Raw genomic sequence first — 12,618 nt, 5'->3', positions numbered from 1 at the left:
CTGCCTGCGCGGAGCGCTCTCCTTGATTACGGAGGGAGCTTCAAATTCGGGTCGTCCGGTGTCAGGGGCCGCCGAACACGCCCAGCCACACCTCGTTGTTCTTGAGGTGGTTGGCCACGCGGGAGAGGTTGGAGGCCTCGTTGGTGGAGAAGGCGAACACCACGGAGCCGTCGGGCCCCGCGGCCGCGCGGAGGACCTGGGTGTCGCGCGGGCCTTCGAGCAGGAGGAGGTCCTGCTGCGCGCCCTGCGCGTCCAGCTTCAGGATGAAGCCCTTGCCGTTGTCCTGCGTGCGCCCGTTGTCCAGGTCCACGTAGCCGGTGTGGCCCGCGAGGCAGTAGCTCCCCGCCCCGCACGGCACCAGGGAGACGGACGCCTCGTCCCGGTCCAGCGAGAAGTCGCGGACGACGGCCTCTTCCGCCGGGCGGTCGAACCGGCCGGACGCGAAGAAGAGGTCCGTCTCCCGGCTCTTGTCCTCCTGCTCCACGGGCCTGCTCGTGCGGCCGCCGACGGCGTAGGCCCCGCCGCCCACCACGAGGCTGGCGATTTCATCCGCGGTCTCCGTCGACACCGTCCTCGCGCCCAGCCACGCGCCCGTGGGCTCGAAGCTCGACACGAGGATGCCCCGGCCCTCCGGTCCCTCCGGGAGCTTCCCGAGCGCTTCCGTGTACGCGCGACGGTGGACGCCCAGGAAGGGAATGGCGACATGGGCCCGGTCCGCCTCGTCCACGGTGAGCCCGTGGCCCGTGAAGGGCGCTCCCATGGCGTACATCTGCTCCCAGGTCGACGCCTTGAGGATGACGCTCGGCGCCACCACGCTCGTCCACCGCGTCCGCAGGCGGCTGTCGAGCCGGAGCAGGCGCAGGCCGTCCATCCCCGCCAGCACGTACACGTCCTCGCCGGAAGGCCGGACGACGAGGACGCCCAGTCCGCGCTCCTCGTCCGTCTCCTGGACCTTCACCACCCGGCCGTCCGGCATGCCGTTGAAGGTGAGACGCTCCGCTGGCGGCACGTCATTGCGGAGCACGCCCTCGGCGATGACCGTGCCGTCCGGGCGGAGGCGGCGCAGCTGGATTTCCAGCTGGGACTCCGTCTTCTCCCAGCCGAACACGGTGAGCTCTCCGCTGGGGTGCAGGACGAAGTCCTGGATGAACTCCGGCGTCGTCAGCTCCCTGAGGAGCTCGCCGCCGGGCCCCACGTGGGTCAGCCGCTTGACGGCCGGGTAGTAGAAGGAGTCGGCGCCGTGGTCCTCGAACTCGATGCGGCGAAGCCAGGTGGAGCCGTCCGCCGCCACGCCCAGCCCCACCACGTTTCCACGGAAGGCACAGTCCACCCGGCGCACACGGGCGCGCGCGTCGAAGGGCGCCCGTGCCTCGAAGCCGGCCTGCGCGTCCCGGGGACAGTCATCGTCCGAGTCCGAGCACGCCCCGAGCACGGAGGCGAGAGCGGCGAGCGCAAGCAGGGGGAACCGCGAACACGCGGGGAGGAACCGGGCCATGACATCACTCCAGCTGAGGCGATTCAGGGACGACTGCGAGGAGCACGACACCCGCCGGCCCGGGTGTCCGGGACGCGCGTCCCGGCGGCACCACTATAAACGGAGCGGGCCCGGGCCGGAGGACGGCTCAGGCGCCGGAGTGTTGGAGGTACCACTCCACCAGCCGCGCTACCCCCTCCTCTATGGACACCCGGGCGCGGAATCCCGTCTCGCGCTCCAGTGCGGAAGGGTCCGCCCACGTGGCGTCCAGCTCTCCCGGCTGGGCCGGCAGCGGATTGAGCTTCGCCCGCGTGCCCAGGTGCCGCTCCAGCAGGGCCAGGAAGTCCCGCAGCGCCACCGGCTCGCCCCGGCCCACGTTGAAGAGGCGATACGGCGGAGCCCCGGAGGGCGGACTGTCCAACACGCGCACCACGGCCTCCGCCACGTCATCCACGTGCGTGAAGTCGCGCCGCATCCGGCCCTCGCCATACAGGTCGAGGGTGCGGCCCTCGCGCAGAGCCTTCAGGAAGAGCATGGGCGCCATGTCCGGCCGGCCCCACGGCCCGTACACCGTGAAGAAGCGCAGGCCCGTGGTGGGCAGCCCGTGCAGGTGGCTGGCCGTGTGGGCCAGCAGCTCGTCGGTGCGCTTGGTGGCCGCGTAGACGCTCAGCGGCCGGTCCGCCGCCGCGTCCTCCCGGAAGGGCACCGGAGTGCCCGCGCCATAGACGGAGCTGGAGGACGCGTACACCAGGTGCTCCACGCCCCGGGCGTGCTCCAGGACGTGGAGGAACCCGGTGACATTCGCATCCAGGTAGCCGCGAGCGGCCGAGCCCGCCGCCCGCACGCCCACGCGCGCCGCCAGGTGCACCACGCGCTCCGGGCGCTCGCGCTCGAAGAGGGCCCGCAGCGCCGGCCCGTCCGTCACGTCCGCCCTGTGGAAGGTGGAGCCCCGTGCTCCCGGCAGGCCCTGGAGCCGCGCCAGCCGTGCCTGCTTGAGGGGCACGTCACCGGACGGGTCCAGGTTGTCCACGCCAATGACGGTGTCCCCCCGCGCGAGCAACCGTGCGCTGACGTGGTGGCCGATGAAACCCGCCGCTCCGGTGACGAGGACGCGCATGCGCCCCCCACGCTCCCACGGAGCGCCGCTCGGGGCCATGCCTCATCGCCGGCGGGTTGCCGGCCTCGGGGGGCCATGGAGCGCGGAGGCGGCTGACTCCTTCCTGGCCCTGCCCGGAACGCCGTGGATGAGCGCGGCGCTTCCCGTCTCCACCGCTTGCACGTAGGGTGGAGGCCGCATGGTGTCCGTGAAACAGCTCCGCCCCTTCGCCGGGGCCCCGCTGGACGCATTCATGGCCGCGTCCGGCCCGGTGGCCCTCATCCAGCCGCCCGCGGCGCTCCTGCAGGCCGCGGCCCTGGGAAGCGCCAGCCACCGCACCGTCGCCATGGCCCACCGCGCGCGCATGGAGGAGCGGCTGCTGGCCATGCTCCGCGACTTCGACAACCTGGAGGTCCACTTCCTCCAGCCCACGGTGGACGGCGAGGAGTTCACCGTGGGCCGCACGGACACGTGCGACCTGGCGGTGCCGGACCCGTCCGTGTCCCAGCACCACGCCACCCTGCGGTGGAACGCCGAGCGCGGCGGCTTCACCGTGCGCGACGCGGAGTCCATGAACGGCACGTGGATCAACGGCGCGCCGCTGGGCTACCGCGCGCAGGTGCCGCTGCATGACGGGGACACGCTGGCCTTCGGCGACGCCCAGTTCCTCTACCTGCGCGCGGAGACCGTTTATGAGCACCTGCGCCGGGCCAGTCCCCGGCCGCCCTCGCCCTGACGGCTTCGTGCCTCAGGGCACGGCGCGGACGGCCTCGATGACGGCCTTGCGCAGGTAGGAGCGCCAGTCCGTCTGCGCCTGGTAGATGCCGACCTGGGCCGTGGTGTGCGTCTCGTTGCGCCAGCTCAGCTCGCCGGTGGGCGACACCACGCCCGTGTCCAGCACCACCTCGGCCCGGCCGAGGGCATTGATGGCGGACGCGTCCACCCAGGCGAGCACCACCACCACGGCGGCCTCGGCCTGGTTGTCATTGATGAGCGCCACCACTTCTTCCGTGGAGGGCGCGGGGGCCGGGGAGATGCGCGTGCCCACCACCTCGAAGCCGCGCTCGCGCAGGACTGCTTCCGCCTGGCTGACGAGCACCGTGCGCGGGTTGCCCTCGCCCATGAGGTCCTCGCGGTACGTGGCCGTCGGCAGCGAGTCCACGCGAGAGCCCACCACCACCACCACCTTGCGGATGGCCCCGGGCGGCCGGACCTGGGGCGCGGCACAGGCGGCGAGCAGGAGAGTCAGGACGAGGGGGATGGAGCGGAGGACGCGCATGTTCGGGACCTGGAGGATGGGAAGTGGCTCACCGACTATCATGTCCCCCGGCTCGGGGCGCCTTGGAGAACGGGGGGCGTTGCCGGGCTACACCTGAGTGAACTTCACGCCGGTGGCCTTGATGCGTTCCAGGGCCTTGTGCGGTAGGCCCAATGCCGGATGGGGTAGTCTCCTGGAGCTTGCTTGAGCGAAGGAGACCCGTGTGCAACGGCATGAGGGAAAGGTGCTGCCGAGACTGCTGATGGGAATCGGCATCCTCGGGGCTTTGCAGGTGCCGACAGCACATGCGGAACCTCCTCTGACGAAGGCCCCCGGGTGCGTCAAACGTGGATGGCCCGCGACCGTCACATGCCCAAACAAGGCGTGCTTCGTTTCGAGCTGTGGCGACGGAAAGTGCCCCTACTGCTTCATTGAGGGCATGGAGAACCTCGTCTTCACAGGATGGGCGGTCTACACGTGCATGAGTGGCGACACCGTGACGGGGAAGGCGCTGCTGTTCAACACGCTGCCTTTCAACGCTCGCCTGGGGCCCATCTGTGGCTGAGGATTCGTGGGAGCAGGAAGCGACCCTGGTGGTCGAGGCGCTCAACCTCCTGACCGTACTGGCCGCACCCCGTCTCTACGAGCGGTGGTGTACCCAAGCCCCGGCTGAGGAACTGCGTACGGTGCTCCAGTCTCGCATGGCAACGCTCGCGGCTTTCTGCGCGAAGGCGTGGGGGAGCCCGGATGCGGAGCGCTTCCGGTCAGCAGCCCCCAAGGTGCAGACGCTCGCTGATTCACTGGCAGGCGCTCCGCCCGGAAGCCTTATAGACCCTGGATGGAACGCCCAGGCCCGCGAGTGCTTGAACGCCCTGGGAGTCCCGGTGCCTCCAGGAGGATGGGAAGCCTTCGAGGGGGTGCGTGCTGGCAGTGAGTGAAAGGTGAATCGCCCTTCTTCATGTCGAAGCCGCCCACCCACCGCCGAAGCGCCGCCCGAACTCAGTCGAACAACCCCTGCAGGTAGAACCGGCCGTCCCTCCCATCCCGGAACACCCACGCCGGCCCCAGTCCCTCGAAGTGCACGCGGTAGTAGTCCCGCTGGTAGGGCACGTCGGCCCACCACTCCCCGCCCAGCCGCTCCGGGCCCGCCAGCGCCGTCACCCGGTGCCGCTTCCCACCCAGCCGCGCCGCCAGCAGTCGCCCCGACTCCGCCACCTCCGCGTCCAGGCACGCCGGCGCCGCCAGCAGCCGTGATGGCCGCTCGCGCCCCACGCCCGCCGCCACCTCCTCCCGCGCTCCCGCCTCCAGCCCTTCCGCCGCCAGGCCCCGCTTGCGCTCCGGCGGGTGGAAGCCCCGCGCGCCATGCGCCGCCTCCGGCCGGTGCACCGCCTCCAGCCCCGCCGCGAAGAGCGAGTGCTCCCCCAGCGTCGTCACCAGCCGCGACAACACCACCTCCAGCGCCGCGTCCCCCTCCGGAGCATCCCCCAGCGCGAGCTGCTGCCCCCGGTCCTCGGAGTGCTCGTCCACCCGCGCGGACACCTCCGCCACCGGGTTCTCCAGCTTCAACTCCTCCAGCCGGTGCCGCGCCAGGTCCAGCAGCAGCTTCGCCTGCGCCGTGGGCCGCGCCAGCGTCAGCGGCACCCGCGCCTGCCCCCGCGGGTCCAGCTTCATCGAGAAGGTGAGCCGCACCGCCGCCCGCCGCCGCCCGGACAGCCGCGCCCCCAGCCGGTCCGTCAGCGTCTTCAGCGCGAAGCGCAGCGGCTCGAAGGACTCCGCCGGGAAGTCCAGCACCACCCGCTCCTCCAGCACCTCCTCCAGCACCGCCGCGACGAAGGGCGTGTCGTCCTCCCCCCGGCAGCGCGCATGCACCCGCGCCCCGGCCACCCCGCCGCGCGCCGCCACCGCCCCCGCCGGCAGCACCGCCACCTCTCCCAGCGTCGTGAGGCCCAGCGAGGAGAAGGCCGCCCCCTCCCCGCCCTCCAGCGCCGCCAGCGGCAGCGGCGCCAGCGCCCGGGCCCCTCCCCCCTCCGGCACCACCTCCACCCGCCGCGCCCCGTAGCGCGCCAGCGCCCGCGACGTGAAGGCCTCCGAGGCCACCACCGCGTGCCCCCGGTAGCCCAGCTCCGCGCACCGCTCCAGGGCCAGCGTCGCCAGGGGCTCCTCGCCCCCCACCAGGTGCGCCGCCCCCGCGTCCAGCCACAGGCCATCCGGAGGGGACAGCTGGAAGCCCGGCGCCAGCGCCATCAGCGCCTCGCCCAGCACCGTCAGCGCCCGCGCCTCGTCCTCCGGGCGGTAGGGAAAGTGCCGCAGCACCGGCTCCAGCGCCGTGGCCGCCGTCAGCGTCATCCCCGGGCGCACCCCGGCCTTCAGCGCCGTGGTGGACGCGAAGGCCACGCGCCGCTGGCCGCGCACCTCCTCCACCAGCGCGAAGGGCCGGCTCGCCAGCTCCGGCAGCTCCAGCACCTTTCGCTGCACCGGAAAGCGCGTGAAGTGCAGATAGGCCCTGCGCATGGCCCCTCTCAGCCCGCCACGCCGGCCGCGTCCAGGCCCTCGCGCAAGGACGGCATGGGCGCGTCACGGCCGGGCCGCTGGCCGAGGATTCCGCAGCCGTTGCGCAGCGCCCCGCCCTGCTCGCGCAGGAAGTCCGGCGTCGCATCCGCCCCGGCCTCCGCCACGTCCAGCACCCGCCCGCCATCCTCCAGCCCCAGCTCCGGGTACAGCACGCTCCACGGCAGCTCCGCCCGCGTCCCCGTGCCTCCCTGCCGGCTGCGCACCACCTCCACCGACCAGCCCTTCCCGTCGCGCGCCTCCGTGCGAAGCCGCGTCATCCCGTCCGCCGGCGCCTCCGGCGAGGTGAGCAGCAGCAGCAGCCCGCCCCCGCGCTCCGCCGCGTCCGCCAGCTTGCGCGCCTCCGCCAATGAGACTCGTGGCGTCCTCCCCGTGGAGCCCACCCCTCGCGTCAGGTCCAGCACCACGCAGGCAAAGGCCCCGCTGCGGGCAAGCTGCACCGCCGCCCACACCCGCTGCTCAGGCGCCTGGGGCCGGACGATGAGCAGCCGCTCCAGGTCCACGCCCAGCGCCGCCGCCGCGGGCGGGTACAGCTCACGCGGGCCATCCACCCACGCGCACAGCCGCTCCTCCCGGTGCGCCGCCACCACCGCGCGCAGCGCCAGGCTGGTGCGCCCCGAGGCCGCCTCGCCGCACAGCTCCACCGCCTGCCCCAGCGGGAAGCCGCCCGCGGGCAGCAGCGCGTCCACCGCGTCCATCCCGGTGCGCAGCACCGCCAGGTAGCGCCGGGGCGCCGCCTGCAGCTGGCGGATCTTCTCCCGCAGCTGCTCCACCACCGAGCCCGCGCCCGACGCGCCCGTTGCCCCCGCCTCCCCACGCTGCTCCGCCGCCGCGCGCATCTCGCCTCCTCGCCAGAACCCCTGAGCCCGAACGGTCGTCTGGACGCTCGTTCAGTATGCTCGTGGGTCTGACATGCGCCGCACAGGACGCATGGCGACGGGGCGGCGGATCAGACCTGTCAGCTCGGATCCGCGGGGACGACGTGAGAGATCTCCAGGGTCTGCGCGAGCGCCAGCCCGCTAGCCCGCGCAGATCACCTTCACTTCCACCTTCGTGTCATCCCCGCGGCGCAGGCACGTGCCCAGGAAGTACAGGCGCGCGGAGCGGTCCTCACCCGAGGGCTCGTACCGCAGGTCGCCCGCGGCCACCGAGCAGCTCTCCACCGTGCCGTCCGCGCGCGTGAGCTCCACCTTCGCCAGCCGCGGATCCGGCAGGTTCACCACGTCGATGCTCTGCGCCACCGTGGCCAGCTCGGCGATGCCCAGCAGCGTGTCCCGGTAGCCCTCCTTGCAGATGGAGTCGAGGTTGCGCACGTCCTGGTCGAACCTCTCCGCCAGGGCCCGCTGCCGGAAGCCCGGCCCGTTCGACGTCGGGCAGTCGACATTGCGCACGAACGTACCGTCGCTCGTGACGTCCTGAACCAGACCGGCTCGCTTGTCGGACAGCGCCACCGGGCCAATGGTGGCCCACAGCACCTCCCGGGAGGCACCCGTCGAGTCATGCAGGCGCTGGAAGATGGAGAAGTACTCGTCCACCGACGTCAGCTTGTCCCCCTGCTCCGTGCAGTGATCCACCGACGTGTCCTCGGTGAGCACCACGGGCGGCGGGCGCTCGGTGGAGCTGCAGTCCTCCTCGTCCGACACCACCACCACGAGCAGCCGCGCGCCGTCGCGCAGGAAGCCCGCGTTGCCGCCCTCGGAGATGGCCGTCGTCGCCAGCGGCTCCGACACCGCCAGGTTCACCGCCTCGAAGGGAGTCTCCTGCCCGCTCCCCTCCGTGCCCTGCTCCACCAGCCGGCGGAACTTCTCCACCAGGAACGGGTCCGAGCCCTCGATGAAGTGCTCGTCCGTCGCCTGCCCCGAGGCGTCCGGCACGGGCCGCAGGCGCCCGGACTCCTCCTCGTAGTAGCGCACCTGCTCCTGCCCCTGGAACAGCACCCGCCGATAGACGGACGTGGTGATGACGCCCACACGGAAGTCCTGGGCGATGCCGCCCCCCTCCTTGAGGGCCTCCACGAAGGCGGGCAGCTCCCGGGCGATGCCCTCCTGCTCCTCCGCCATGGAGGACGAGTTGTCGATGACGAAGAGGATGTCCGTCTTCTGTGGGGAGACGACCGGGGACTCGGCCTCGCATTTCCCTGGCAGGGTGGAGCCCGGGTCGTCGACGGGCGACTTGCACGCCGCCCCCCACAGGGCGGTCGTCATCAGCAACAGGGTTGCACGGGTGCGGAGCTTCATGGGCATCTCCGAGGGGGACGGCGCGCCCAGGCGGCGCGCCGCATCAAGCAGGGGGGGCAAGCATGCCCCACCCCACGCAAGGACGCGAGACTTCAGAGGATCGTCGGGCATCCGACGAGGGCGTGGAAAAACGCACATCGCGTTTGCCAGGGGCGTTTTGGTTGTTACGTTGGTTCATCTGCCGCAGAAAACTGACAGATGTTCACCGGCCCGGTCGCTTGCTGGCCGGGCTTGAGCAAGAACGAGAGAAGAGGCCGAACTTCATGTCCGACGAGAAGAAGAAGGGCTCCTCCGCGAGCGCCATGCCGACGGCGATGGCTCCGCCGGGGCTCATCAACAAGGAAGACATTCCGCAGGTGCTGCCCATCCTGCCGCTGCGCAACAGCGTCTTCTTCCCGGGCGGTGTCCTTCCGCTGGCCGTCGGCCGCCAGAAGACCATTGCCCTCATCAAGGACGCGGTGCGCGACGACCAGGTCATCGGTGTCGTCACGCAGCGCCGCGCCGAAGAGGAGGACCCGGGCGCTTCCGACCTCTACACCATGGGCACCGTCGCCCGCATCGTGAAGCTGCTGAAGATGGGCGAGGACAACTACTCGCTCGTCGTCCAGGGCCTGGCCCGCTTCCGCGTGGTGGAGCTGGTCCAGGAGGCGCCCTACCTGAAGGCCCGCGTCGACGCCGTCGAGGACAAGACGTCCTCGGAGAACGTCGAAGTCGAGGCCCTGGGCATCAACCTCAAGAAGCTGGCGCGCGAGGTCATCGAGCTGATGCCCGAGCTGCCGGCCGCCGCCACCGAGCTGGTGGAGAGCATCACCCACCCCGGCCACCTGGCGGACCTCATCGCCGCCAACGTGGACGTGCCCATCGAGGAGAAGCAGGCCGTCCTCGAGACGGTGGACCTCAAGGCGCGGATGAAGCTCGTGCTCGAGCTGCTCAACCGCAAGCGCGAGATCCTCAAGCTCTCCAACAAGATCGACTCCGCCGTGAAGGGCGAGATGTCGAAGACCCAGCGCGAGTACTACCTGCGCCAGCAGCTCAAGGCGATCAAGGAAGAGCTCGGCGAGATGGGCGAGGAGGAGGAGGAGCTCGACGAGCTGCAGGAGCGCCTGAAGAAGGCCGGCCTGCCGCCCGACGTGGAGAAGGTGGCCCAGAAGGAGCTCAACCGCCTGAAGACCATTCCGGCGGCCTCCAGCGAGTACACCGTCTCGCGCACCTACCTCGACTGGATTGCCGACCTGCCGTGGTCGAAGATCTCCGAGGACAACCTCGACATCGAGAACGCGCGACAGCAGCTCGACAAGGACCACTTCGGCATCAAGAAGGTGAAGAAGCGCATCCTGGAGTACCTGGCCGTCCGCAAGCTGAAGAACGACATGCGTGGCCCCATCCTCTGCCTCGTGGGTCCCCCGGGCGTCGGCAAGACGTCGCTGGGCCAGAGCGTGGCGAAGGCCACGGGCCGCAAGTTCGTGCGCCTGTCGCTGGGCGGCGTGCGTGACGAGGCGGAGATCCGCGGCCACCGGCGTACCTACGTCGGCGCGCTGCCCGGCCGCTTCATCCAGAGCATGAAGAAGGCCGGCACCAAGAACCCGGTGATGATGCTCGACGAGATCGACAAGCTCGGCGCGGACTTCCGCGGCGACCCGAGCGCGGCGCTCCTCGAGGTGCTGGACCCGGAGCAGAACAACTCGTTCAGCGACCACTACCTCGACGTGGCCTTCGACCTGTCCAAGGTCATGTTCGTCGCCACGGCGAACCAGCTCGACCCCATCCCCGGTCCGCTTCGTGACCGCATGGAGATCATCGAGCTGACGGGCTACACCTTCGAGGAGAAGCAGAACATCGCCCGCATCCACCTGGTGCCCAAGCAGCTCAAGGAGCACGGGCTCAACCCGGACCACATCGACATCACCGACGAGGCGCTGCTGACGCTGACGACCTCGTACACGCGTGAGGCCGGTGTGCGTAACCTCGAGCGCCGCATCGCGGACATCTGCCGCGCGGTGGCGGTGGAGGTGGCCGGTGGGAAGCTGGAGAAGCAGAACATCAACGGCGACAGGGTGAAGGAGATCCTCGGGCCCGAGATGTTCTACTCCGAGGTGGCCGAGCGGACCGAGGTGCCGGGTGTGGCCACGGGCCTGGCCTGGACGGCGGCGGGCGGCGACCTGCTCTTCATCGAGGCGACGAAGATGGCGGGCAAGGGCGGCATGACGCTCACCGGCCAGCTCGGCGACGTGATGAAGGAGAGCGCCACCGCGGCGCTGAGCTACCTGCGCAGCAAGGCGGAGCAGCTCGGCATCAGCCCGAACTTCCTCGAGAAGACGGACCTGCACCTGCACTTCCCGGCGGGCTCCATTCCGAAGGACGGTCCTTCGGCGGGCGTCACCATCCTCACCGCGCTCACCAGCCTGCTGACGGGCATCCGGGTGCGGCACGACACGGCGATGACGGGCGAGGCCACGCTGCGCGGCCTCGTGCTCCCGGTGGGTGGCATCAAGGAGAAGGTGCTGGCGGCGCACCGGGCGGGCATCAAGCGGGTCATCCTGCCTGAGCGGTGCCGCAAGGACCTCATCGACGTGCCGGACCAGGCGCGCAACGAGCTGGAGTTCATCTTCGTCACGCACATGGACGAGGTGCTCAAGGCGGCGCTGGAGTCCATGCCGGTGGGCCTGGCGTCCAGCGGCGGCGGCGAGCCGGGCAAGGAGGCCCCGCTGGCGCAGAAGCCGGCGGAGCCCGAGGTCCGCGCCTAGCGCACGGCCTCACGGCCGATAGGAAGTGACACGGGCAGGTTCCCTCACGGGAACCTGCCCGTTGTCTTTGCGGGTGGGCGGCGTGCTCCTGGCCCTCCGGACGAGCAGGCACGGGGACAGGGGCAGGTTCCCTCCTGAAGAACTGCCCGTCATCTCCGCGGGCATGTGGCTCCGGCCCTCCCGCCGGGCAGGCACGCGGTGGGCGGCGGGCGTACCGCCGGGCTGCCCTTTCGCGGGGCTCCGTGCCGGGGGACACTGGGAACGCCGCTCCGTCCCCGGGCGTCACACCCGCCATGCTGAAAACCACCTCCCTGCTCGGACTGTGCGCCGCCCTGCTCTCCGCGCCCGTGCTCGCGTCGGAGGCGGTGGTGCAGCCCTCCGTCCCATCGGCGGACGGTACGGGCAGGACGGTGGCCCCGACTTCCGTTCCCCCCGCGAAGGGTGCGAGTACGGCCCCGCCTCCCGCATGGCCCTCTCCGGGCGCGCCGCTCACCGTGGCCGAGGTGCGCTTCCCGGCGGGCTTCGGGAAGCGGCGCATCTACCTGGACGCGGGGCACGGCGCGGCGGGGAACACCGGCAATCGCTCCGTCACCTGCGAGGACGAGGAGTCCTTCACCCTGCGCGTGGCGGAGGACCTGGCGAGGCGGCTGGAGGCCACCGGCCACTTCCGGGTGCGCCTGAGCCGCAAGCCGGGCGAGCGCGTCCCCTACCCGTCCCGCCTCAATGCCGCGCGGAGCTGGAATGCGCACGCACTGCTGAGTCTGCACTCGGATGCGCGGGGCATGGCCCTGCCCTGGGAGCCCGTGCCGGGGCAGCAGTGCTACCGGCAGGACGCATCCCCGGGCTTCAGCGTGCTGTGGTCCGAGGAGGCCAACGCGCCCCTGCGCTCCCAGCGGGCCCTGCTGGCCCGCGCACTGGCACGGAGCCTGGGCCGCGCCGGCTTCCGCACCTACGACGGCGTGGACTACACGGGCCTCTATGCCCCGGATGCCGCGCAGCCCGGTGTCTTCGTCGCACGCCCGAACGAGCCCACGCACCGGCGCATCTTCGTGCTGCGCAGGCCGACCATCCCCTCCGTCATCATCGAGACGCACCACGCGCTCGACTTCGAGGAGGCCGCGCGTTGGCGCGAGGAGCGCACCCTGGAGGCGTTCTCCGCCGCCGTGGCCCAGGGGCTGGTGGACGCGCTCGCGCCGGTCGTGTCACCGGCAGCCAACGCGGCGGCGCAGCCCTGAGCAGAC

Annotated in this window: 10 protein-coding genes; 4 read left to right on the top strand and 6 right to left on the bottom strand. The window is 71.4% G+C overall.

From position 1 onward, the window contains the following. Positions 1–61: 61 nt before the first annotated feature. Both ACX9TP_RS22100 and ACX9TP_RS22095 read right to left on the bottom strand, forming a co-directional pair. Positions 62–1,495, bottom strand: coding sequence for a hypothetical protein (locus ACX9TP_RS22100; RefSeq protein WP_482981705.1), 1,434 nt, complete (start codon positions 1,493–1,495; stop codon positions 62–64). 127 nt (positions 1,496–1,622) lie between these two features. Beyond that, positions 1,623–2,591 carry an NAD-dependent epimerase/dehydratase family protein gene (locus ACX9TP_RS22095; RefSeq protein WP_482981704.1) on the bottom strand — a complete coding sequence of 323 codons (969 nt, stop codon included), beginning with the start codon at positions 2,589–2,591 and terminating at the stop codon, positions 1,623–1,625. A 178-nt stretch (positions 2,592–2,769) separates the two neighbouring features. Here ACX9TP_RS22095 and ACX9TP_RS22090 point away from each other — a divergent pair, with 178 nt between their 5' ends. Then, positions 2,770–3,306, top strand: coding sequence for an FHA domain-containing protein (locus ACX9TP_RS22090; protein WP_482981703.1), 537 nt, complete (start codon positions 2,770–2,772; stop codon positions 3,304–3,306). Between the two features lie 12 nt (positions 3,307–3,318). Here the strand turns inward: ACX9TP_RS22090 and ACX9TP_RS22085 are convergent, their stop codons facing one another. After that, complete coding sequence (locus tag ACX9TP_RS22085) at positions 3,319–3,849, bottom strand: hypothetical protein (RefSeq protein WP_482981702.1); 531 nt, start codon at positions 3,847–3,849, stop codon at positions 3,319–3,321. A gap of 418 nt (positions 3,850–4,267) precedes the next feature. On the opposite strand from ACX9TP_RS22085, the gene ACX9TP_RS22080 reads away from it, so the two are divergent. After that, the gene (locus tag ACX9TP_RS22080; protein WP_482981701.1) at positions 4,268–4,393 is read left to right on the top strand and encodes a hypothetical protein; all 126 of its coding nucleotides are present in this window, start codon (positions 4,268–4,270) and stop codon (positions 4,391–4,393) included. A 434-nt stretch (positions 4,394–4,827) separates the two neighbouring features. On the opposite strand, the gene ACX9TP_RS22075 is transcribed toward ACX9TP_RS22080, so the two are convergent. From ACX9TP_RS22075 to ACX9TP_RS22065, 3 genes are all read right to left on the bottom strand, one after another. Beyond that, positions 4,828–6,339: a Y-family DNA polymerase gene (locus ACX9TP_RS22075; protein WP_482981700.1), complete on the bottom strand. Its 1,512-nt coding sequence runs from the start codon at positions 6,337–6,339 to the stop codon at positions 4,828–4,830. 8 nt (positions 6,340–6,347) lie between these two features. Continuing rightward, positions 6,348–7,235, bottom strand: coding sequence for an ImuA family protein (locus ACX9TP_RS22070; protein WP_482981699.1), 888 nt, complete (start codon positions 7,233–7,235; stop codon positions 6,348–6,350). Between the two features lie 180 nt (positions 7,236–7,415). After that, positions 7,416–8,633 carry a vWA domain-containing protein gene (locus ACX9TP_RS22065; RefSeq protein ID WP_482981698.1) on the bottom strand — a complete coding sequence of 406 codons (1,218 nt, stop codon included), beginning with the start codon at positions 8,631–8,633 and terminating at the stop codon, positions 7,416–7,418. 263 nt (positions 8,634–8,896) lie between these two features. Between ACX9TP_RS22065 and lon the strand changes: the two genes are divergently transcribed. Then, positions 8,897–11,377: an endopeptidase La gene (lon, locus tag ACX9TP_RS22060; protein WP_482981697.1), complete on the top strand. Its 2,481-nt coding sequence runs from the start codon at positions 8,897–8,899 to the stop codon at positions 11,375–11,377. Positions 11,378–11,670: 293 nt separating this feature from the next. Further along, entirely contained in the window at positions 11,671–12,612 is a 942-nt protein-coding gene (locus ACX9TP_RS22055; protein ID WP_482981696.1) for an N-acetylmuramoyl-L-alanine amidase family protein, read from the top strand. The last annotated feature ends 6 nt before the right edge of the window (positions 12,613–12,618 follow it).

The sequence above is a fragment of the Pyxidicoccus sp. M15 genome (assembly GCF_056858435.1).
The sequence above is the reverse complement of the archived record's forward strand: the minus strand, read 5'-3'. Positions and strand labels throughout refer to the sequence as shown.